Source organism: Microcoleus sp. K1-B1, from assembly GCF_036704705.1.
Lineage (GTDB): Bacteria > Cyanobacteriota > Cyanobacteriia > Cyanobacteriales > Microcoleaceae > Microcoleus.
This window is the reverse complement of the sequence record NZ_JAUBSH010000024.1, coordinates 58,884-82,870: the sequence shown is the minus strand read 5'-3', so window position 1 is coordinate 82,870 and position 23,987 is coordinate 58,884. Positions and strand designations below refer to the sequence as shown.

Genomic DNA, 23,987 nt, shown 5'->3' with positions numbered 1-23,987 from the left:
ACAGTATTGCAGTAGGTACTATTTAATGTTTTTAGGTGGATGACGCTCGTTATTAAGCTGTAGATATTGGTGAATAATCTACATTTATTAGTCAAGATAATTAGCTCATGGCAGGATTTTCCTTGGCTAAAAAGCTGAGTTATTTCGAGAAAACAGCGCCATCAAGCTATTAAAAAAAGTCAATTATTTCACTTTATTTAATTTCGGGAGATTTGAGCGACTCCCGTGACGTTAAAACCGCATAAGTTTAACGGAAAAACTTTGGGGTTCCCACTTTTTACAACTGATAAAAAAATTCCACCCACATCTGCGGAATGTGGGTTAAAACCGCATAAGTTTAACGGAAAAACTTTGGGGTTCCCACTTTTTACAACTGATAAAAAAATTCCACCCACATCTGCGGAATGTGGGTTAAATCACCTAAATCAATTTATCTGGGAAGCAAGTTGAGTTGCAACTCAAAGCCTAATGATTAAAAAGTTTTCACAATTGAGCGGTTTCTCCCCTGCTTTTTAGCTTCATATAACACTTTATCAGCCGCAGCAATTAAGATTGAGGGGTCAGAGATGTCCTGGGGAACTACACTGAAAACGCCCAGACTCAAGGTGACGTATTTATTAACAGCAGATTGAGCGTGAGCAATTTTAAGATTGAGCACTTCATGCCGCATCGCCTCAGCAACTTTTAGCGCTCCTTCAGCTTTGGTATTAGGTAGAATTACAGCAAATTCTTCACCTCCGTAACGAGCCAATATATCTGCCGGACGCTTAATAGCACGGCTAATCGCTTGAGCCACTTGCTGTAGACAGAAATCTCCCGCTAAATGACCATAAGTATCATTGTATTTTTTGAAATAATCAATATCACTTAAAATCAAAGATAAGGGTAATTGCTCTCGTGCCATCCGTTGCCACTCTTTATTGAGATCTTCATTGAACTGACGACGATTAGCGACTCCTGTTAAGCTATCTAAAGAGGCGAGACGCTGTAGCTCAATATTAGCTTCAACCAAAGCAGATTCAGCTCGTTTGCGATACTTAATTTCCTGTTGTAGAAACACATTTTGCTCGGCGATTTTCTGGGCTTGATTCTGAAGTTGGAGATACAGATTGCGGATAATTAGTTGGTTTTTAACTCGAGCTAAAACTTCGGCTGACTGAAAGGGTTTGGTAATGTAATCTACCCCTCCAACCTCAAAGGCTTTTACTTTATCAAATACATCATCAAGAGCGCTGATAAAAATTACTGGAATCTCCGCTGTTTGTGGGTGAGTTTTTAGCAAGGAGCAAACTTCATAGCCATCCATTTCTGGCATCAAGATGTCAAGTAAAATCAGAACGGGGGGAGCATTTTGGGCAACTTTTAAAGCCAGATGACCGTTAATTGCCCTTCGGACGTGATATCCAGACTCGGTAAGGATAGCGGACAAAACTCGGAGGTTGTCTGGATGATCGTCAACGACGAGGATGTCCCTCAAGAAAGCGGGTACTTGATGGCTATTCATTACTAGATGCTCGGACTAAATTAAAGAGTATATCTAAGCGAAAGTTATTAACCAAATCTGCCAGGGTGTGTGCTAAACTTGCCTCGCTTTCGGGAATTTGGTCGATTAGCTGCAAAATTAACTCGTCGTTAGCACAAAGCACCTCTTGTCGGAACTGTGCTATCCACTCAGAAGGCATGACGTTTAGATCCTCTGGTGTTAAGTTTCTCGGTGTTGCTAGCTCGGGTGAGCTATTAGACCAATCCTCTTGATAAATATAACGGACTCCTAAGTGTTGAGCCATCTTGTCAAATAGAATCGACTCTCGGAAAGGCTTATGTATAAAGTCATCGCAGCCTGCTGTCATAATCTTGGCTCTATCTTCGTCAAAAGCGCTAGCAGTTAAAGCAATAATTTTTGTTGCGTTGGTAGATGATGAGTTGGTAGGTAAGTTGTTATTCTCTCTAGCTACTACACTTTGCTGTTCCAAAGCTTTTATTTCTCTAGTTGCTTCGTAGCCGTCCATGACGGGCATTCGCATATCCATCCAGATTAGGTGCGGTTTCCAAGTTGACCATAAAGCGATCGCTTCTTGACCGTTAACCGCTTCTCGCACTTCAAATCCTAACGGTTTAAGTATTTTTAAGAGCAACTGACGGTTCTCTTCGACATCCTCAACAACTAGAATGCGGTACACAGGTTGATTTGGCTCTAACCCAATAACTTCCTGGGTAATCAATAAACTCTTATCATCAGGTTCAGCAACAGCGCTCGCGAGGATATCGAATGCGAAAATTGTTCCCTGACCGAGTTGACTACTGACCGCAATCTCTCCTCCCATCATCTCTACGAATTGTCGGCTGATGGGTAACCCCAACCCCGTTCCTTGCATCGATTTGCGGCCTGCTTCTGTTTGGACGAAGGGGTCGAATAAAGTTTTAATTTCAGCGGGTGCAATGCCGGGGCCAGTGTCTTCAATTTCAAACAACAAGTAAGTTTTGGAGCTGGGGTCTTGGAGGTCAGATTTTCCTGACAATCGGCTCTTTTTCACTCGCGATACAACGTGACCGGAAGCAGTGAATTTAATTGCATTTCCCAATAAGTTAATTAAAATTTGACGCAATTTATTTTCGTCAGTTTGCACGTATTGAGGAACATTTAATGCCCGTTCAAAGGTTAGTTGTAAGCCTTTAGAAAGCGCTTTGAGTTTGAGCATCTGTTCTAGATCGTTCAGTAGCTGATACAGGTCAAAGCGATTTTCATTGAGCGTAGTCTGCCCCGCTTCAATTTTGGCCATCGACAAAATATCGTTGATTAAATTGAGCAAATGTTCGCCACTGCGATTGATGATTTTTAGCTGTTCTTTTTGGTCGGGGGAAACAGAACTACTGCGAACCATCACCTGACTAAAACCGAGAATGGCATTGAGAGGAGTACGCAGTTCGTGGCTCATGTTGGACAGGAAGCGGCTTTTGGCGACGGATGCAGCTTGAGCAGCTTGGAGTGCTTTTTGCAAGGCAGCTTCTGCTTGTTTGCGTTCGCTTACGTCTATAGAGTGGCCTACGGCTCGAATTGGTCGTCTGTTGGCATCTCGCGAGATCGTGCCATAATCTGACAGGTAAACGTAGTGACCGTCTCGATGGCGAAGTCGGTATTCCAGCACGTAATAACTTTGAGTTTCATTCGCAAAGGCTTCGGATAACTGCTGGGAAATTTTGGGTAAATCTTCTGGGTGCACGTGTTCGTTCCACCAGTCAACCTTCGCGTCGGCTTCTTCGGGGCGGTATCCAACAAGTTCAAATAGTCCCCGCGTCCGTAAAACTATATTGGGCTTCAGATCCCAGTCGTAAATAAATCCTTTTACTGCCGATGTTGCTAGGTGGAAACGCTCGTTGCTTTCTTGCAGCGCTTGCTCAATTTGTTTGCGATCGCTAATATCTAAAGCTAAACCCTGAAGCACGCGAGTCCGTCCATCAGAGGAAAGGACAAGATTGGCTCGATCTCTGATCCAAACCGTTCTGCCATTGCGAGTTATCATGCGATATTCGACTCTCAATGGTTCTCCCGTAGAAATTGTGGTGCTGACAGCTTGCCAAACGCGATCGCGATCTTCTGGATGGACGTAATCAGCCCAACTATTAAAGAATCCAGCAGACCATTCTTCTGGAGGAACTTCCAGCAATTGTTGCAGTTGCGGGCTGATGTAAGCTTCCTCGGTTGTTGCCTCAAGCGGAGAGATATAAACAATACCCGGAATTTGTTCGATTAAGGTGCGATATTTATACTCTGCCCGTTTGAGCTTTTCTTCTGCAAGTTTGCGCTCGGTAATATCTAATATTACTCCATGCCAAACTTTGGAGCCATCTTCGCGGCATTCAGGTTGAGCTTGGGCGCGCAGCCATCTTTGTTTTCCAGAAGGATTTATATTGCGCCATTCAGCAGTGACAGGTTGCAGGTTTTGCAGGGAGTAAGAAATTGCTTCTTCAAACCTGGGTCGGTCATCAGGAGAAACTTGGTTTTCAAGAAGATTTCGCTCTGCTAGTACCTGCTCTGGTTCGAGTTCAAATAAGTCTCGGCAACCGGGACTGACATACTCAAACTTAGCCGAACCATCGGGATAGTATCCAAAGGAGTAAAGGGTTCCCGGAATGCTAGCCGTCAGGTGTTTAAGCCGACCTTCGCTGAGGCTGAGTGCTTCTTCTGCGCGTTTGCGCTCGCTGATATCTTCAACAATGTACGACAATCTCGGACGACCGTTCGAGCCAATTCCAATGGGGCAAACGCTGGCAGAGAGCCATTTTAACTCGGTTGGAGTCTCGTGAGGATACTCAAAGCGCACGGCAGCTTGAGTCTGTAAAGCTTCTCGATAGCGCTCGATCCACTGCTGTAGGTGTGCTGGTGGCACTCCCATCTCACTTGCAAACCGATTTTTCATCTGTTCTGGGGTAGTACCGAAGAATCGCGCCGATGTTGGATTATCAGAAAGATGCAGAATATCGTCGTCATACAGCTCGACAATACCCATCAACATCGAGCCGCTGTCGAAGAAACTGCGAAGGGTTGATTCACTCTGCTGTAGCGCTTCTTCTGCTCGTTTGCGATCGCTCACATCTTCGACAATGTACGACAATCTCGGACGACCGTTAGAGCCAATGGTAATCGGGCAAACGCTGGCAGACAGCCACTTTTGTCCTGTAGGAGTTTCGTGAGCGTATTCAAATCGTACTGGAGCTTGAGTTTTTACAGCTTCCCAGTAGTGGCCCAGCCAAAGTTGCAGGAGCGATCGCGGCATTCCCGATTTGCCAACGAAATGATTCTGCATCGCCTCTGGAGTGGTGCCGAAAAATTGCGCGGTTGCTGGGTTAGCAGACAGATGCAAAAAGTCATCTTCATACAGCTCGACAATGCCCATCATCATGACGCTGCTGTTGAAAAAAGCTCGCAGGGTAGATTCGCTCTGCTGTAACGCGACTTCCATTTGTTTCAGTTTGGTGAGGTTTCGCAAACTTGCAACCACACCTGAAATAGTGCCATCTGCCTCTACATAAGGAGCGTAGGTAGCGCTGAGGAATTTCTCTTCCGCATTGGGATATTTAACCCATAGTTCGTATTGAACAGTTTCCCCACTTAAACATCGCTCTACTCTTGGTTTGATTTGAGCTTCAAACAGCTCCTTACCCAAAACTTCACTAATAGTACGTCCGAGTATCTCTTCCCGATTGCGATGATGCCAATTCAAGTATGCTTGATTAACAACTTGATAGGTGTAGTTGCGATCGACTAAACAAATTGCATCAGTGGTAGCCGCAACAATCTTTTCATAGCGTCGCAGGCTTTCTTCAGCAAGTTTACGATCGGTGATATCTCGTCCAACCCCTTGAAACTCTAAGAGCTGACCATTTTCGTCGAATATTCCTCGGTTAACCCACTGCGTCCAACGCACTTCCTGTCCCTTAGCAATCACCCGATTTTCAATAATGACGAGCGGATTATCTACGCTAAGAGTTTTAACCAGCCTTGCTACAAGCTCGCGGTCTTCCTCAAATACGTTAGGTTCGTAGCAGTGACCGATGAGTTGTTCCCGCGTCATTCCATAGAATCGGCAGAAAGCTTCGTTAACAAAGGTCAAGGTTCCATCTGGTAAGGAGCGACCGATCATTTCTGTTTGATCTTCAAGAATCGCCAAATAACGCGCTTCGCTTTGCCGCAGTGCCTCTTGTGCCTGTTTGCGAGCGGTAATATCAGCAAACGAGCAAACAACTGCATGGGGAAGAGGTTCGCCCGCTCGACGCAGAGGTTGAGAATTAATAGAAATCCAGGTAAAACTACCATCCGGTTTGTGGACTCCCATCACGACGTTTAAGCAAGCTTTGCCCGTTCGCAGCGTCACCATTGCCGGGTGTTCTTCTCCTGGGAAGGGGGAACCGTCTTCGCGCACCGCTCGCCAGTTGGGATCTAGAGAAGTTCGCCCCATCATTTGCTTGCGAGACAAACCCAAAATGCGTTTGGCACTAGCATTACAAGTACGGATAGCACCGTCCGCATCTTGCAAGACAATCCCCTCTGCCATCGCTGTTATCACAGTACGGTAGCGTTCTTCGCTCTCTTGGAGGGCGACTTGCGCTCGCTTGCGTTCGGTAATATCGCGCACCAGACATACAACTTCATCGACACCGCTTTTTACGATGCGCGTCTCGTAACTGTGGATACCATCCGGTTTTTCCAGGTCGTGTTCGTAAAGTTGTAGCGTTCCAGTTTCCGCGACTACCTGGAAACGTTCGAGCAAGTCGGTTTTAATTTGTTCGGGAATGGGCGTTTCCTGTAACTTTTTGCCAATGAACTCGTCGCGCGGCACTAGCAAGGAACTGTCATTTCCTGCCACGTCTAAATAAGTGCCATCGACTCGATGCCGCAACATCAAATCGGGTATCGCACTCAAAAGCGCCTGCATTCGTTCTTCGCTTTGCCTGAGCGCAGCTTCTGTCTTCTTGAGTTCGGTAATATCTGTCGAAATACCGCACAGGCCATAAACATCGCCGTCAGAATTTTTTAGAGGAACTTTGGTCGATAAAACGTAATGTAGCTCTCCATTACTATCAATTCCAATTTCCTCAAAGCGATGGACAAGACCGCTGTTTGTTACGCGATCGCAAGTTTCTTTGTAAGCTAAAACAAATTCTTCAGCAAAAAAATTACGGTCGTTATTTCCAATAATTTCAGATGCGCTACACCCAAAAAATTCCTCAGTTAAGCGATTGACATAGAGGTAGGTGCCATTCAAATCTTTGATATAAATACAAGCACCTGCATTATCTAAAATGGCTGATAGTTTGGTTTCGCTGCGCCGTAATTGGTCTTCTATTTGCTTGCGTTCCTCAATTTCCTGCTCTAATTGAGCATTTGTTTGAGTCAGTGCAGCCGTGCGTTCTTGTACCTGAGTTTCTAGAAGTTGATTGTAATCTTTTAAGAGTTGTTCTGATTGTTTGCGCTCAGTGATATCAGTAATGGTGCCGATGTAACCGATGGTGTTCCCATCAACATCTTTTTCCGCGATCGCTTGTCCTAACACCCAGATAACGCTACCATCGAGTCGTTTAAAGCGGTGTTCGCAGTGATAGGGAATGCCTTGCTGTACGAAACTCAACCAAGCAGCAATAGTGCGATCGCGATCCTCTGGGTGTATTGCTGTTGCCCAACCTGCTCCTATCGATTCCTCTGGGGAAAGCCCGATCATTTCAAAACTGCGTTCGTTGCCATACACACAATTGCCCTGAATATCGGTGCGGAAAATTCCTACAGGTGCGGTTTTCGCCAAAGTAGCAAAGCGCTGTTCGCTTTCCTGCAATGCTTTTTCTGCTTGTTTGCGTTCGGTGATGTCGATAACAATTCCCGTAGCAAACCAATAATCTTCGGATGCGTGTTTTTTAGCGAGCAGAGTGTTAGATAACCAAAGGAAATTCCCATTTTTATGGCAGAATCGATACTCTATAGTAAGTTGCTGTCCGTTATACAAATCTTCCATTGCTGGCAAAACGATTGCCTCAATATCTTCGGCAGGAATTCTAGATAACCACAGACTCGGATCGGCAGCAAACTCTTCTCCTTTATAGCCAAAAATTTCTTCTCCATTAGGGGAATAGTAGTCGTATTCCCACACTCTATCGGGATGGATGCGTGCGGAGGAAATAAAGGCAGCTGTATTATCAAGCAATTCTTTGAGTCTGGCTTCCGATACTTGCAGCGCTACTTGTGCTTGTTTGCGATCGGCAATTTCTTGCCGCAATTCCTTATTTGCTGTAGCTAGTAAGGCAGTGCGTTGCTTGACTCGAGTTTCTAACTCGTTGCGAGCCTGTTTTAGAGCCATTTCTGCAAGTTTGCGCTCGCTGATATCGCGAGCAACTGCCAAAACTGATTGCACCGAGCCATCGCTGCCCAACTCAGGCACCACACGGGAAGCATAATAAGTTAGCCCTGCAAGCGAGGGAATTTCGTATTCAATGTTTTGCTCGCAACCCGTTTCAAATACTTGCTCAAGGGTTGTTCGCCAAAGATTAACCAATGCTTCGGGCGCACCCAATTCATTAATAGTTTTACCGATAAACGCGACAGGAGGAATCCCCAATTGTCCTTCAACTATGGGGTTGATATAGAGATAGCGACATTCCCGATCGAATCGCATGATAATATCGGGTGCATTTTCTACTAAAGCGCGGAACTCTTGTTCTCGTTGTCGCAGGGCTGCCTCTGCTTTTTTGCGCTCGGTAACATCAATCGCTACCCCGCCAACCAGCACTTGCCCCGATGAAGTTGGTAGCGGAAACTTGTAAACCAAAAACTCACCAATGCTGCCGTCCGCGAGGGGAGCCAGTTCAATGGCTTCGAGCGTTTGATTGGTTTCTACAACTTTGCGAATATTTTTTAAATATTCCTGCCTAAACTCAGCCGGATAGATGTTGAGGTCTGTTTTGCCAACTGAATATTTGGTTGGCAAATTGAACATTCGGGAATAGGTTTTGCTGAAGTAGAGAAGCCGCCCATCTCTATCGGTAATCCAAGCAGCAGCAGGGCTGTGATTCATAAATGCTTGGAAGCGGGCTTCACTTTCTTTTAAGGCTGTTTCTGCCTGTTTGCGATCGCTAATGTCGCGCAGAAAAACAGTAAAAACTTTTTCTCCTGTTAATTCCAATTGAGAAATCGAGGCTTCAGCCGGAAATTCCGTGCCATCTTTACGGCGACCGACAATCTCGCCGCGCCTACCCATCTTCCTTGCTGTTTGGGCAGATTGGGCAAATCGATCTACGTGCTGGCGATGACTTGCCACAAAGCGTTCTGGCAAAAGTCGGTCGAGAGTCTGACCGAGCATTTCCTCGGAAGTGTAGCCAAAAATCCGTTCCGCTCCTTGGTTGTATAGGGTAATGCGTTGGCTGGAGTCTACTGAGATAATGGCTTCGTCGGCAATGTCTAGAACCCCAGAAAGACGGGCTTGAGAGGCTCGCAGTGCTTCTTCTGCGCGATAGCGATCGCTGATATCGCGGGCGCAAGCAAAATTGTATTCTTTCCCGTTAAATTCCAGATAATTTAGCGTTATTTCTACGGGAAGAACACTGCCATCTTTTCTGGATTGTTGAGAAGTAAATGAAAGTGTTTTTTGCTCTTTAAGTTGTTGCCAATGCTGTGGCCATACCTCCCTTGGGAAATTGGGATCTGTTTCCCAAACGCGCATCGACACCAACTCTTCGCGAGAATATCCTCTTTGCTCACAAGCTGTTTGGTTCACCCGTAAAATTCTGGCATCGCGATCGATCCAGGCAAGGGCGAGAGAGGAGCGTTCGAGCGAAAAATCGGCCAGTTGGAGTTGTTCTTCTATTTGCTTGCGTTCGGTAATATCTTCAAAGAGATAAAGCCGTCCGAAATAGCGATCGCTTTCGTCGCGAATTTGTGTCGAAAAACGACGAATAGTGCGGCCATCGCTAAAAGGAATTTCATCTTCAACAACGGCTCGATTCTCTTCTCTTTGCAACGGTTTGCAGGATTCGGCAAAAGCCGGAACATCTGCAAGGACGGGCAGGCAGTGAGGAACGATCTCGTTGTTTTTCAGTTGACCCCGCTGCATCTGTTCCTCTAGGTGTTCGATACCCCAGATGTTGCAGAAGCGGTGATTGAAGTAGAGAATGTCATCGCTACGGTTATCTACAACAAAAAAAGCGAGTGGCGAAGCATCCGTCATCGAGCGCAGCAAGGTTTCTTTCCAGCGCAGTTCTGCTTCAGCCTTTTTGCTTTCTGTAATATCGGTAGAAGAACCGACCATTCTAATCGCATTGCCGTTGTCATCCCAGAGTGCCTGACCGCGATCGAGAATCCATTTATAAGTTCCGTCTTTACATAAAATGCGGTGTTCGGTTTGGTAAAAAGGTGTTTTTTTAGCAAAGTGATTTTGGATTGTTTCCATCACCCAGGCAAAATCGTCTGGATGGACTCGTTTAGCCCATTCATCTAGATGGTGGGAAATTTCACAGTCTTCATAACCCAGTATTTTCTTCCATCGCGCCGAGAAAAAAACTTGATTCGTTCTGACATTCCAATCCCAAATTCCATCTTTGTTACCCCGCAACGCTAACTGCCAGCGTTCTTCACTTTCTTTCAAAGCATTTTCAGCCTGCTTGCGTTCGGTGATATCCATGCTGACGCCGAGTAAGCGAGTTCGCTCATCGGGAGCGACTAAAGGCGTTAAGGTGGTCAGAAAGCAACAAATCTGTTCTCCAAAAGGCAGATTCTCCTCGTAAGAGATTGTTTTGCCTTGCTGCAAACAGTCATGGTAGTGCGATCGAATTGTAGTCGCTGTATCGATGTCCCACAGTTCGTCCAGTCGTTTACCAATCCAATGCTCGGCTAAAGTTTCAGTTGAGGATTCAATGGCTCGATTCATGCTGACCACTTGAAATTCACCATCCTCAACCTGTTCTACTACCCAAAGGGTATCTGTTACTGAGTTATAAATGTTGCTTAAAAACTGCTCCCGCTCTTGAAGTGCTGCTTCTGCAATTTTGCGTTCTCCAATCTCGCGTTCTAGTTTTCGGTTTGCTGCTTCCATCTGTGCGGGACTGGGGAGCGCTAATACTTTGGGTACGATCGGCACTAGCTCGATAGCTGTTAGCACTGAAATGAATGCGGTGATGGCTTTGAGGCAGCCACTCAGCCAATAGATAGGATGCCAAAGCGTCCAAATCTCCATCAAGTGAGTGGCGCCGCAAGCGATGATAAAGGTGCTAAATAGCAGAAATATCCAAGGGTAGGGCAAATCTTGTCGCTTGCGAACAAAATAGAGCAGCGTGATGGGAATGGAATAATAAGCCAGGGCGATTAGCGAGTCGGAAGCGATATGAAGACTCACCAATCCTGGCTTCCAGAGATAGCAATGCCCGTGGGGGATAAACGGTGCTATAGCAAAAAGGTTTTTCCAAAGTTCCAGCATTTTCTTCTCGCTGCAATAACGACTTTTGCGATCGCCCTGGGATGGTGACAACCCGCCTGAAACCTTTATGGAGTAAAGATTTTGGCCACTTATGCTAAAAAAAGATAGGCAGCCGAATTGTTACAAGCTAGCCTATCCCAAAAATAATGTTACCCACATTCTACCAAACCCACTTACAAAAACAACTAACGCACACCCAGTTGAGGTTGCTCACAATATTATTGGAGCTTATACAATCGGAAAAACAAGTGAGGCGGGAACGTCTCGCACGGGTATTTCCCTATCCAATTACTACTGAAAGTCTTGCCAAGCAAACTGCAAAGATTTCTTGACATACCTCAATTAACGCTCGCACTCCAGAACGTTTCCATTAATCAGTTATTGGTTAACCACGTATTGCTCTGTCGGGCAAACTTTATCAATTGCGATCGATCCTACGTCAATGGGGGTGTATCAATCTGTTTACGTGAAGCGAAGCTATCCTGCCGGGAATCGCCTTACTTTGGCAGCGACGCAGCCCTCCCATTATACTGGTGTATCTTACCCAAATTAGGTAACAGTAATTTATCAGAACAAACTCTCGCTCTACAGCAAGTCTTACCATTACTTAAAAAATATAAAGTGATGGTTTTGGGTGATGGCGTTCCGCCCCGCAAGCTACGTGAATTTTGCTCGGTAGACCTGGGAAGCTAGCTGAAGACAATGGGTGTGTCTTTTTGCTTGAGGCTGAAAAAAAATCATTGTCTGGAAACTGAAAACTTAATCTGGGAACGCTTAGACCAATTAGGAGTAGTGCCTGGAACATCTTTGGGTAGTCATGCACAGTAATGATATCGTTGTCTTATCCAAGAATTATAGTGATGTACAAAGTTAAAAATTTGCCCAATATGGTGAGATCAGTTTTTTTGAGAAAGACAAGGTTTTACGAACCAAACGATAAATTCGCTGCCGTAAAGTATTATTAAGTCTTTCAATATAACTGGTTTTTCCCGATTCTTTACCTACAGGTCGATGTCTTGTAAAAGGTAGCACTTCTGGATAAAATTCCCAAAAATCAGTATGACAAACAGCACATTGTCTATAGACAGGAGGTAAAGATTGCCAGAGCTTGGATGCAGATTTTTTTGAGCGGTTTCCAATATAAAGTCCAACAATTTCACGGGTATTTTGATCTAAAGCTATCCAGAGCCATTGCTTTTTTCGCTTGTTTTTGACAAATGACCACCTTTCATCTAGCTGTAAAGTCAACTGACATGAAGGTTTTTTCATCACCAAAATTTCCCCAGAAATTTCGGCAGACTTTTTATTTACATAATTCGGAAGCCATCGAATCAATACCCCCGTAGCTCTAGCTATTCCGGCTCAAGAAATTTTTTCTTAAATCAGCCGCTCAATTAAGGCTTGAGTTTATGCTGAAATCTGCTTATATTGAGAATTTTCAATCTTCCTGACGACTACAATTTTTACATTTAAATCGCTGTTTCCCGCAATAAGTCTTTTTATTTTTAATAAAAAAATTTGCTTTGATAATTCGGACATTCCATACTTTTACCTCGGAAATTTATGTTGATTTAATATTAAACCATTACTCTGCATCACTACCTAATTCCGATGCTAAGCTGTTGTGCCTTTAAATAGGGTATAATAAAAAATGAGGTTAGTCAATATCTACAAAAATGCCAGCTAAAAACATCTCAATCCCCAACAAATAGAGAAACTAGAAAAAGCCTTAAGAGAGGAAGAAAAGGCAAATGTTAGAGAAAGAATTCTAATTTTATTATTGCTCAATGACGGCAAGACACAATCTAAAATTGCTGATTTTTTGGGTGGCTCAGTCAACAAAGTATCTTATTGGTGTGTCAAGGGAGACCCAGACAATCTAGAAAGTATAATTGATGAGAGGATGAAGGAAAATCACAAAAAAGCCACCGATAAATATATAGATATATTATTAGAAACTCTAGAAAAAGACCCTCAAAAATTAGGAGATGATTTTGGACGATGGACAGCGCAGAGGTTAGCAACATACTTAGAGGAATCCACAGGAATAAAATTAAGTGGAGGACAAGTTCCGAGGATATTAAAGAAAAAAAAGTATGTTTACATCTGGGCTAAGTATAGCCTAGAGTCGAAGAGAAATCCTGAAAAAAGAACAGCGTTTAAAATAAAAATAGCCGAATATTTAAAAATAGAAAAAGAAACTTCAGAACGATTACAGGTCTGGTTTTGGGACGAGAGTGGATTTAGTTTAAGAGTCACCAGAAGAAAGAACTGGTGTAAAAAAGGCAGCCGAAAAAAGGTCAGAGGAGACCGAAGAAAAGGCAGAGTTAATGTAATGGGAGGAGTGAGAAATTCCGACTCTTAAATGAAGGGCAATTAATAATTAAATGGGGTCGCAAAATCAAAAATAAGGGTAATGCTTGTATCACAGTTTAAATGTGCAACAGCTTATGCGGGATTTGATATTACTCAAAAATCGCCCCATCTAAGCTTGTTTTTATTAAGTCTGTTTTCGCTAAATTTGCACCTCTTAAATCCGCACCTGTTAAACAAACATTGCTTAAATCTGCATAACTCAAATCAGCACCTCTGAGAATAGCATCAGATAAATTTGCTCCTGATAAATTCGCCCTCACAAGTTGCGATTTACTCAAATTGCAGCCACTCAAATTTGCGGATTGCATCTGTGCTGCCATTAAGTTGGCTTTGCTTAAATTAGTGCCGCTGAGGTTAGCTAAATTCAATTTAGCATAACTCAAATCAATGTTTTCCAAGCAAAGTTCGCTCAATTGCGCGCATCGCAAGTTAGCATTAATAAAAAACCTGTCTCCCACCGGATAACGGCGCAGCAATTCGTCAACTGCAAGCCGAATTAAAATCGGTTCGCAAGTATTTTGGTAGCACCACGATGTCTCCAGCAAACTAGCGGCTGCTTCAATTGCTACTTTGTCGCATTTAGGGAGCACCAAACTATTGCACCCATCCCACTCACCGTTGAGCATGAATGCCATGTCAGAAGCTGCTGCTATTGAGTCGCATAACAAAACGGTTTCTGGTTTGGGTTGCAGCCAGTTCATTAAACCGATCGATCTATTGTTTTTCATTGTTGATTCAGGGTTTGTGCGTCTTTCTTAATTATAGGTAAAAATATTGAAACCAGTATGCACAAATTCGCTCCGGCTTCAGACAATGAATTAATTGTGTTTGGTGCAGCCAGACCAGGATACCGCGATGCAGAAGTTGCTCGCTGGATTGAATTTATGCAGGGGCATAATATCAAGCAAGTTTGCTGCTTGCTTGCTCAGACGCAACTCATCCGCTACACTGATTTACTGGAAACATATCGGAATATCTTTGGGTGCGATCGAGTTTGCTGGGCACCGATCGCAGACTTTGAATTGGTCGATCGCGATATTTTAATCGATCGCATATTGCCATTTTTGGAATCTGCAAATAGCAAAGGCGAACGGGTGGTAGTTCACTGTTCTGGGGGGATTGGACGTACAGGACAGGTTTTGGCTGCTTGGTTGGTCAGCGCGCGGGGATTGTCTAACAAACAGGCGATCGCAGCAGTAAAAAAAACTGGCAGAAATCCCTATGAAGCAGCAATCGCAGCTTGTTTGAAAGGTCGAAACCCCTGGCTAGTCGTTGAAAAACTTAATGCTCTCTTAGATGATAGTCGCCTTGCTGGAAGAAATGACATATAGCACGATAGCAACTATATATATGTGCGAATTGCGTAATACCAATTTAATGTGAAGTTGCACATATCTCGATCCCCCTAAATCCCCCTTAATAAGGGGAGTAGGGGTTGACTTTGAGAACAATCTTGTCCCCCCCTTATTAAGGGGGGCTAGGGGGGATCGGATTCTATGCAACCTCATAAAAAATTGGTGTAAGTCCTAAAAGATTTAAAAGACTCGGCTTCCTACGATCGAACTCAGGTCTCCAATAAATGGGTGTTTTGGCTGTCACCGTTAGCCGATCCGCTGGCATTTTGGCGAACATTACAGAACAAATAACGCACTTACAGCAGCCCCAGATCCTTGAAGCAACGGCGCGTTAACTCGATTCTTGCAGCTCCGTCATTATTGTTGCGGATGTTAATGTTTGTAGCAAAAAAGTAAACATTTTTATCCTTTTCTAAATAACCTACATACCAGCCAATTTGAGGCTGTGTTTCTTCTCCAAAATTTGCCCAGCCTGTTTTTGCCCTAATTGTGTAATCGGGAGTTTGTTCAACAATTATGATGTCTTTAACCAGAGACAGCGAGCGCTCAGAAAAGGGTAAGTCATTTTTGTAGAGACGGCGGAGAAATTGAATTTGCTCGTTGGGTGTGATTCGCAGTTCTCCCTCTAACCAGAATTTGTCAATATCGTATTTGTTACCGATTTTTTGGTTGCCATAACCGACTTTAGCTACCCATTTTTGCATTTGCTCATGTCCGACTCGGCGGGCGAGAACTTGGTAAAACCAAACGGCAGAAAGTTTCATGGCTTGTCTCATATTCAAGTCTCGATTCCATGCGGGAATTTGCCTTTGAATTCCATCCCAAGTTAGCACGGCAATCTCATCGGAAATCACCCCTGTTTCTAAGGAAATCAGAGAGTTGAGAATCTTAAATGTAGATGCGGGTAAAAAAGCTGTGGCGTTACGTTGCGGGTTGTGTTGATAAAGCCGATCGCTATTCAAATCGTAAATCGCGATCGAGCCTTCAACTCCCATCTCTTGAAAGTGCCGTCCAAAATTAATTGTCTCAGCAACATCTCCTCTGCGAGGCGGAGATTCTTGCAGAGGAGGTGGCACGGTTAAGGCTGATTGCGGTGTCTGAACTAAAACAGAAATAATGCAGCCTAATACAATTAAAATAACAGCGATCGCACGATATCTTCGGTTCATAAACTTCAATAAGTTAGCCAACTCACAGGTAGTAATGTCACAGGGGCGATCGACTTGTAAGGTGCGTCTGACTTACGCTGTGTAAGAAACAATTAAGGTTTGCCCCTGCTGACGCACCCTACTATATATAGCTGTCAATTGCGTAATTTCTCACCTACAAAACTGCCATAATAGTTAACGCGACCAAACAGCTTAACTGAATTATTAAGCTGAACAACCGAAACTTGGGATCGAGGCCAGCGATGTGAATCACTGAATGTACAAGCCGAAATACGATGTACACAACAATCAGCAAATCTACTGCTGTTCCTGACACACCCCTAACTGTTAGAAGGAAAACAACTCCCAAATACAAAGGCAGGTTTTCTATCAAGTTGGATTGTACTCGAAATAGTCGCCAAAGCAAGCTGTCGTCATTTGGTGTGCCGAAATCTTTTACAGATCCGCCCGCAGATAGATGCCGAATCCTGACTGCTAGCAGCATGATAACAACCGCGATCGTCCACAAAATGAAAATTGTTAAACCCCAGAGAGGGAAAGTCATATTTGTCGGTTCAATTTGCATCATCTTTCTACCTTGCGAAACTGCGGCTAAGACTTTATAAAAGTTATATCAAATCCGGTAGCATCGTCCATTCATCTGCGTTAATCTGTGTCGATCTGCCCTCATCTGCGGTAAAAAAAAGAGAATAACCGCAGATGACAATGGATTAACGCCCATTCAGGCAGAGGTCGAGAAGAGAGATATGAATAATTCGGATATTCTGAGTGTTTTCGGAAATCGATAGATCGCCCACGATCTAACATTTTAGAAAAGTTTCCCGTCAGTACAATAGTTCTGGCGTTCTCATCTTTAGCTAAAATGAGTAAATCTAAAATCTAAAATCTAAAATCTAAAATCTAAAATCTAAAATCGGCTTGACGATCGCACCATTGTATCGAGCAAGTGTTCGATCGCGCCCGATAGATTCTGGCAAAAACCAGTGTGTACCCGCGATGTCTGAACGATCGTGCTGCGGGGTGCTACGAGCCAGTGAAAGCGCTCTCTTTGCGGAAGTTGACCGATCGCGCCAGATTCCTTGCCGCCTGCACAAATGATGGGAATGACTGCTAGGTGATTGCGAATCATTTCCAGATCCAACGTTGAGTCGATCGCCATCAAGCGCTGTTCATCAATTTCGATACGAGCTTCGAGGAATTTTTTCGTACCGCAGGAAACGATCGCCCCCACGTTGATAAACTCCTCGCGCTCAACTTTGGGAACGACGCGGATAATGGCGTAATCATAAAGAAATCGATCGGGCACTAATCGCTTCCTCCAAAAAAATATGTGGTGATTCTAGCCGATTTAGCAGGTACTCGATATAAGCATTCCGATGTTCGTTGCTATCGCTGAAAGGAGAATCTCCCACCAGCCAAGTATCAGGAATTAGTTTAACAATGTTGCGAATGATGTCCGGCGTTAGCGTTTGAGTCATCTTGGAATTTGCCGCTTCCAGCGTGCTGGCAAAACGCAGCAGAACGTGGTCTTTGATTGGGGGGAAACGATCGCGGCTGCGCGAGAGATAATCTTTCCAGGTGTGGTGGAAGTAGAGGGCTGCACCGTGATCTATCAGCCAAAGCCGACGGTGCCATACCAGCATATTTGCATTGCGCGGCGTGCGATCAATGTTAGTCACAAAAGCATCGAACCAGACGATTTCTGACGCCAAATCCGCATCGGACTTACCCGCTATCGGGTCAAAGGTGATCGAGCCAGGGAGATAGTCGAGGGCGAGGTTGAGGCCAGCACTTGCTCGGATCAAATCTTGAATTTCCGGGTCAGGCTCAGTCCGAGCCAGTTCGGGATCGAGTTCAACAAAGACGAGTTCGGGGATTGGGAGCCCGGAGGCGCGAGCAATCTCTCCCGCCACTAGCTCAGCGATCAGAGATTTGGCTCCCTGGCCCGCACCGCGAAATTTGAGCACGTACATACCATCATCATCTGCTTCGACGATCGCCGGTAGCGAGCCGCCCTCGCGCAAGGGAGTGACATATCTGGTAGCAGTAACTGTTCGCAAGCTGATACTCATGCTATTTGAGATTTTCGATTTGAGATTTTCGATGGGAAATCACTGATTTTATGAGGGTTTAGAGCACGGGCTTACAGACAGTTGGATTCTTTCTTTTAACTGGGACTGATGTTAAGTAGTGTGTTTACTAAACTGAGGACTAAAAGGACACAACAATGTTGTGTCCCTACGGAATTTTGCCAAATCTTGCTTTGAGACAGTCATTAGTCATCAGTCATTAATCAACTAATAACTCATGACTAACCACTAATCAGTTGTACTAACGTGGTCGATTCTCTCTAATTGCCAGAGAATTTGGTTGCCTTCGCGCCGCACCCGCGACACTACCCAATTTCGCCAAACCCAGTTGTCTCCGCGACTGGTGACAGCGCTGGCATTTACATCCATCAAATCAGCCAGTTCAGAACTGGTAATCAAGTAGCCTTTCGTAGCAACCTCGTCGGCGATGTGCAACGTTTCGATCAGATTGCGGAGGTCTTGAACCCTCACCTCGCGGGGCAAGTTCTCCAGGGTATCGGCAGTTGAATCCATCATGGTAGAGTTGGAGATCGGAAGGTCAGAAGTTATGACATAGGATTCTATCGTTTTGTTACCAGTTGCGTCCGTTTCTTCCGAAACAATTGTATTTTCAAAGTGTAGGGGCGGTGTCCCCGTGCCCGCCCCGGCCTCGTCTCCCGTTGGTTTCTGCTGTTGCAGTTCGGGAGTGAGATTGTGGGAGAAGCTGCGGGCGATTTCATCGCATCTGTCGTTGTAGAAGTCGCCGGAGTGGCCGCGGACGTGTTCCCACTGGATTTGCCGGGAATTCAGCTTGTCTAGCAGATGCCAGAGGTCTTGGTTGACAACATCTTTGCCCGTTGAAGTTTTCCAGCCTTTATTTTTCCAGCCTTGAATCCATTTGGTGATGCCGTTTTTAACGTATTCGCTGTCGGTGTAAACGGTGACTGGTTCGGTTTGACCGGAACGGGCAAAAAATTCCAGCGCAGCGACAGCCGCCTGCATTTCCATGCGGTTGTTGGTGGTTTGGGGGTCTCCACCCCCGAGTTCGTGACAGTTGCCGTCGGCGAAGCAAACTACTGCACCCCAGCCGCCAGGGCCTGGGTTGCCGGAACAAGCGCCGTCTGTGTAGAGGCTTTTGATTTTGGGAGTTGTCATGAGCGAATTAATTTGTTATTTAGGGGTAAGTTGTTTGCAAGTGCGATAATTAAGGCAATTAGGATAGTTTTACTTGCTGCTATGAAAAATGCCAACTTAAAGATTAAAAAGGTTGCGCTATTTATTTGTCCGTTTTCTTTGTTAATTTTTAATACTTTCGCGCAAGCACAGCCCATAGTGCCTGCTGCTGACGGTACCGGTACTGTTGTCACCCCCATCGGCAACCGTTATGATATCAACGGTGGCAGTTTGTCGGGAGACGGCGCGAATCTTTTTCACAGTTTTGGGCAGTTTGGCTTGAATGAAGGTCAAATTGCTAATTTTCTGACTAATTCGGCTATTCAGAATATATTAGCTCGCATTGCTGGCGGGGACGCTTCGCTAATTAACGGTTTAATTACTGTCACGGGCGGCAATTCTAATCTTTTTCTAATTAATCCTGCGGGGATTGTGTTTGGCCCGAACGCGAGTTTGAATGTGCCGGCGGCTTTTACTGCAACTACTGCTTCTGGTGTCGGTTTTGGTTCAAATTGGTTTAATGCTGCGGGTACAAATAATTTTAGCGCCTTGGTTGGTACGCCAAATGCTTTTTATTTTGGTGCGGGTGTACCGGGAAGTATTGTTAATGCTGGTAATTTAGCGGTGACTCCGGGGCAAAATTTGGCTTTGCTTGGCGGTACGGTTGTTAGTACCGGGCAGTTGTCGGCTGTGGGCGGGCAAATTACTGTTGCTGCTGTTGAGGGCGATCGGGTTTTACGCATTAGTCAACCGGGGCATTTGTTGAGTTTGGAAATAGCAACGGGCGGAAATTTTGGTAATTCTCAACAGACTTTAAATCCTGTTTCTTTGCCGCAGTTGCTGACAGGTACTGGGCAAAATCAGGCGGCGGGTGTTGCGGTTGCCGATGACGGTTCTGTGCGGCTTGTGGGTTCTGGTTTGGAGGTGAATTCTGGGGATGTGGCGATTGCTGCTAATGTGTCTGGGCTGCCGCAGTTGAATGCGGGAAGTGCGAATTTATGGGCTGCGGAAAATCTCACGTTAGCGGGCGTTAGGCTGCAAACTACGGGGGATTTGAGTTTGCTGGGTGGGGATGCGGTGCGGGTCAGGGACAGCGCCCAGAATCCTTTTTTGGCGCAGGCTGGGGGGAATTTATACATTCAGGGCGATCGCACTATTGATATTCTCACTCAAAATGCGATCGGCGGCTTATCTCTTCCCGCGCAATTCCAAAGTGGCGGCAATTTGAGTTTGGTTAGCAACGGCGTTATTTCGGGGGATTCCCACTTTGTTTCTGGTGGCAATTTTTCGATTCTCAATTTGTCGGGAATGCCGGGAAACTTTGTCAGTTTATTTGACCCGATTATCAGTTCGGAAGGAGATGTTTTCTTTGGAGATTATACCGGAGTTTCGCTGAAAGTCGAGGCGACGGGGAGCATTGTTGCCGAGGAAATTACAATTACGGGCCCCGATATTGCATTGGGTAGGGAAAATGTGAGTGGCGATCCAGATATTGCTATTTTAACCAGCAGTCCGGCTTTAATTCTGCGGGCTGGAGTACAAAATCTGGCAAATTCTCCTAATGTTCCTAATTCTCCTACGGATACTCCGGGTGATAATGAACAACCTAATCCTTTAGGTGACGATGCAATATTTACTCCTGCGTCTCTTTTGTCGAATAATTTGATTTCTGTTGAAAATATTTCTGCAGGCGGGCCGGTGATTTTGTCAGCGCCGGGAAGTATCGCAACTAGAGATATTAATGGCGGTCAAATTAGTCTCGAAAGCAGGGAAGGGGCAGTGGTAGTTGGGGGCAGATTAACGTCTAGTTCGACAATTGATATTCAAGCTAATGACAATATTATATTGACAAGTGACGTTTCTCGTGCTGATATCAACGGCAGTATTAGTCTGAATACTGTTCGAGGCAATATAGTAACAGGGTCGATCGATACTGGGACTTCCGGGGCGATCGCACTCACAGCTTTTGGCAATGTCAATTTTGGGACTTTGCAGGGATCTAATGTTAATGTTACCAGTAACTCCGGGGCATTGGGGGTTTTGACGGATGCCAATACCATTGTGCCTAATACTACACCTGTCAATATCACAGCAACTGAGAATATCAATTTGACAGCTTTTAGGGATTTAACGGTAGGCAATCTCACCGCTGCGACTGTCAATGCTAGCAGTAGCAATGGGAGTGTTAATACGGGGGCGATCGCTACTTCTGGAGATGTCAGAATTATAGCGGCACAGGAGGCAATAAACACAGGGGCAATAACTGTTAATCCTGTCGCCACAAATCCAGTTAATCCCATTATCCCTACAGTCAATCTGGACGCCCAAACTAATATTAGCGTTGATTCCATCAATGCTCCGGCGGCTAGGATTGCTTTGAGAGCAACCAGCAACTTAAATGCAGGGAGTTTGCTGGGGGGTTCAGTCGAACTCAAGAGCGATCAAGGAAATATTGCGATCGGCAATACTACATCTCTTGGGAATATTAATATAATAGGTTCGGGAAATGTAAATTCAGGGGATTTGCTGGGAACAAAAGTTAATGTAAATAGCACCTCTGGAATTATTGATATTGGACCCGCTACAGCAACAGAAAATACTGTCAATTTAACAGCGCCGCTGGATGTAACTTCAGGAGAGTTGCGGGGAGTAGGAGTTAATGTAACTAGCAATACGGGAAGTATTGATATTGGCAATACAGACGCTACAACAGGAAATGTCAATTTAATAGCGCCGCTGGATGTGAAATCAGGGGATTTGCGGGGAGTTGAAGTTGATGTCACTAGCAGCAGGGGAACTGTCAGCACCGGCAATATCGATGCTTTGGGAATTGTGAGGATTTTAGCCGGAAACGAAATCAGAATTGGGCGAATAAATGTTAATCCGATTGGGTTTGATCGAACTCCGACAGTCACTCTTAATGCCCAAAATGATATCAGTGTTGCATCGATCAATGCTCCCGGTGGTAATGTTGAGATCGCAACTCCGGGTTTACTTCGAGTGACGGGTACTTTTGACCAAAACGCCACCCCTGTTAGCGTCTCGACTCTTGGTGGCACTCAACCCGGTACAGTTACGATCCGCCACGGCGGCGGCGATGTCAATCCGCCAATACCTTTTGCGGTGGGAGATGCGACGACTAACGGTACTGCTGGGGCGATCGCCAGCAATGCTTTAGGTACGATTACTCAAGGGCGATCGTTCATAAATTCTTACACTCAAGGCAATAGTGCGATCGTTACTACTAATCAACCAACAACTCCACCCGGTACAACTCCACCCGGTACAACTCCACCCGGTACAACTCCACCCGGTACAACTCCACCCGGTACAACTCCACCCGTTACAACTCCACCCGTTACAACTCCACCCGGTACAACTCCACCCGGTACAACTCCACCCGGTACAACTCCACCGCCACCATCGCCAAGCGGTAGATTTCCATTAGATAGAAGCCGGCTTTTCCCCGATCGCAACCAACCCTTTAGTCGCGAACAGCGGCAGAACCAAAACAGAATATCGCGAGATATAGGAAAACCCGGAGAAAGGATGCCGCCCGAAAGAATGCAATCTCCCAGAGGACTGAGAAATTTTATCAATTCAAATATCAGAGATTCAGTTATTCAGTCAGCATTTCGCGGCGACATCGGCAGGAATTTGGAAACCGGCAAAATATCGGAAGCTTTGTCTCTGCTGGACAAATCTTTCAGCCAAGAATTCGGGGAATATTTAGGCATCAACATCAGCGACGAGTTGGTATCCCCAGAGGAAATTCAAAAAAAGTTAGCATCGGTAGGCGCACAAACCGGCACGAAACCCAGCTTAATTTATCTGTTCTCGCAGCCCGAAGAATTAAATTTAATGCTGATAACTTCTTGCGGAGAAGTGGTTCACAAAAGTGTGCCGTCAGCGAACCGGCAAGAACTTCTGAAAGTTGTAAATGAGTTCAGGGGTGAGATTACCAAACCGGGGGTGCGGGCTACTACGAGTTATCTACCATCTGCCCAACAGCTTTATAAGTGGATGATTGCGCCTTTAGAGGACAGTTTGACAAAGTGTGAAACGGATACTATTTCCTTTGTTGTCGATCGAGGTTTGAGAGGTATGCCCTTTGCTGCTTTACACGACGGACAGCAGTTTTTGGTGGAAAAGTATAATCTCAGCCTGATGCCCAGCATTAATTTAACAGATACTCGCTACGTCGATCTCAGAAATTCTCAAGTTTTAGCAATGGGTGCCTCGGAATTTTCCGAGTTGAATCCTTTGCCTGCGGTTCCTGCTGAAATAGCGGCTATTTCTAGAGAGTGGCCGGGAGTTAGTTTTCTCAATGAGGGTTTCACTTTGGAGAATTTGAAGCAACAGCATCAAAGCCGACCTTTTGGGGTTATTCACTTAGCTACTCACGGCGAATTTCGACCTGGAACACCAAATAATTCTTTTATTCAGTTATGGAATAGTCGGCTACGACTGGATCAATTGCGGGATTTGAGATTGAATGATCCGCAGGTGAATATGTTAGTTTTAAGTGCTTGTCGGACTGCGGTGGGAGATGCACAAGCGGAGTTGGGTTTTGGGGGGTTGGCGCTGCAAGCGGGAGTGCAAACGGCTTTGGGAAGTTTGTGGTACGTGAGTGATGAAGGTACTTTGGGATTGATGAGTGAGTTTTACCAGCAGTTGAAGACGGCGCGAATTAAGGGGGCGGCGCTGCGACAAGCGCAAATTGCGATGTTGCGGGGAGATGTGCGTTTGGAGGGTGGCCGATTGCGCGGTTCGAGTCGGGGTGAGGGGGTGGAGTTGCCGGCTTCGCTGCAAGGGTTTGCCGATTTAAAGTTGTCGCATCCTTATTATTGGTCGGCTTTTGTGATGATTGGGAGTCCTTGGTGATTAGTG

10 protein-coding genes and 2 pseudogenes are annotated in these 23,987 nt (G+C 45.3%); 3 read left to right on the top strand and 9 right to left on the bottom strand.

Annotated features, from left to right (window positions below):
• Positions 1-472 precede the first annotated feature (472 nt).
• From QUA83_RS11800 to QUA83_RS11790, 3 genes and pseudogenes are all read right to left on the bottom strand, one after another.
• The gene (locus tag QUA83_RS11800; protein ID WP_333293343.1) at positions 473-1,504 is read right to left on the bottom strand and encodes a PleD family two-component system response regulator; all 1,032 of its coding nucleotides are present in this window, start codon (positions 1,502-1,504) and stop codon (positions 473-475) included.
• Positions 1,497-11,006, bottom strand: a complete 9,510-nt coding sequence (locus tag QUA83_RS11795) for a PAS domain S-box protein (protein WP_333293342.1) — start codon at positions 11,004-11,006, stop codon at positions 1,497-1,499. The genes QUA83_RS11800 and QUA83_RS11795 overlap by 8 nt, the downstream gene beginning before the upstream one ends.
• 764 nt (positions 11,007-11,770) lie before the next feature.
• Positions 11,771-12,499 (bottom strand): annotated as a pseudogene (locus QUA83_RS11790) (IS1 family transposase).
• Between the two features lie 132 nt (positions 12,500-12,631).
• Between QUA83_RS11790 and QUA83_RS11785 the strand changes: the two are divergent.
• Positions 12,632-13,314: pseudogene (locus QUA83_RS11785) on the top strand (IS630 family transposase); the annotation flags it as partial.
• Positions 13,315-13,420: 106 nt separating this feature from the next.
• Here the strand turns inward: QUA83_RS11785 and QUA83_RS11780 are convergent.
• Complete coding sequence (locus tag QUA83_RS11780; protein WP_333293341.1) at positions 13,421-14,059, bottom strand: pentapeptide repeat-containing protein; 639 nt, start codon at positions 14,057-14,059, stop codon at positions 13,421-13,423.
• A 57-nt stretch (positions 14,060-14,116) separates the two neighbouring features.
• Here QUA83_RS11780 and QUA83_RS11775 point away from each other — a divergent pair, with 57 nt between their 5' ends.
• On the top strand, positions 14,117-14,662 hold the full coding sequence (locus QUA83_RS11775; protein ID WP_333293340.1) for a phosphatase domain-containing putative toxin: 546 nt from the start codon (positions 14,117-14,119) through the stop codon (positions 14,660-14,662).
• 320 nt (positions 14,663-14,982) lie between these two features.
• Here QUA83_RS11775 and blaOXA read toward each other — a convergent pair whose 3' ends face one another.
• The 5 genes from blaOXA to rnhA all read right to left on the bottom strand — a co-directional run bounded on the left by blaOXA (position 14,983) and on the right by rnhA (position 19,079).
• Positions 14,983-15,855: a class D beta-lactamase gene (gene blaOXA, locus QUA83_RS11770; RefSeq protein ID WP_333293339.1), complete on the bottom strand. Its 873-nt coding sequence runs from the start codon at positions 15,853-15,855 to the stop codon at positions 14,983-14,985.
• Positions 15,856-16,009: 154 nt separating this feature from the next.
• The gene (locus tag QUA83_RS11765) at positions 16,010-16,423 is read right to left on the bottom strand and encodes an MAPEG family protein (RefSeq protein WP_333293338.1); all 414 of its coding nucleotides are present in this window, start codon (positions 16,421-16,423) and stop codon (positions 16,010-16,012) included.
• Between the two features lie 339 nt (positions 16,424-16,762).
• A complete protein-coding gene (locus QUA83_RS11760; protein ID WP_333293337.1) occupies positions 16,763-17,161 on the bottom strand; it encodes a DUF3037 domain-containing protein in 399 nt (132 codons plus the stop codon).
• Positions 17,139-17,927, bottom strand: coding sequence for a HipA family kinase (locus QUA83_RS11755; RefSeq protein ID WP_333293336.1), 789 nt, complete (start codon positions 17,925-17,927; stop codon positions 17,139-17,141). The genes QUA83_RS11760 and QUA83_RS11755 overlap by 23 nt, the downstream gene beginning before the upstream one ends.
• 246 nt (positions 17,928-18,173) lie before the next feature.
• Positions 18,174-19,079: a ribonuclease HI gene (rnhA, locus tag QUA83_RS11750; protein WP_333293335.1), complete on the bottom strand. Its 906-nt coding sequence runs from the start codon at positions 19,077-19,079 to the stop codon at positions 18,174-18,176.
• 81 nt (positions 19,080-19,160) lie between these two features.
• Here rnhA and QUA83_RS11745 point away from each other — a divergent pair, with 81 nt between their 5' ends.
• Positions 19,161-23,981, top strand: a complete 4,821-nt coding sequence (locus QUA83_RS11745; RefSeq protein ID WP_333293334.1) for a CHAT domain-containing protein — start codon at positions 19,161-19,163, stop codon at positions 23,979-23,981.
• Positions 23,982-23,987: the final 6 nt, after the last annotated feature.

What these genes read in the sequence shown, in the direction of transcription:
- QUA83_RS11800 (WP_333293343.1), bottom strand. Translation starts at nt 1,504, where the DNA reads ATGAATAGCCATCAAGTACCCGCTTTCTTGAGGGACATCCTCGTCGTT.
- QUA83_RS11755 (WP_333293336.1), bottom strand. Translation starts at nt 17,927, where the DNA reads ATGAGTATCAGCTTGCGAACAGTTACTGCTACCAGATATGTCACTCCC.
- blaOXA (WP_333293339.1), bottom strand. Translation starts at nt 15,855, where the DNA reads ATGAACCGAAGATATCGTGCGATCGCTGTTATTTTAATTGTATTAGGC.
- QUA83_RS11775 (WP_333293340.1), top strand. Translation starts at nt 14,117, where the DNA reads ATGCACAAATTCGCTCCGGCTTCAGACAATGAATTAATTGTGTTTGGT.
- QUA83_RS11765 (WP_333293338.1), bottom strand. Translation starts at nt 16,423, where the DNA reads ATGATGCAAATTGAACCGACAAATATGACTTTCCCTCTCTGGGGTTTA.
- QUA83_RS11745 (WP_333293334.1), top strand. Translation starts at nt 19,161, where the DNA reads ATGAAAAATGCCAACTTAAAGATTAAAAAGGTTGCGCTATTTATTTGT.
- rnhA (WP_333293335.1), bottom strand. Translation starts at nt 19,079, where the DNA reads ATGACAACTCCCAAAATCAAAAGCCTCTACACAGACGGCGCTTGTTCC.
- QUA83_RS11780 (WP_333293341.1), bottom strand. Translation starts at nt 14,059, where the DNA reads ATGAAAAACAATAGATCGATCGGTTTAATGAACTGGCTGCAACCCAAA.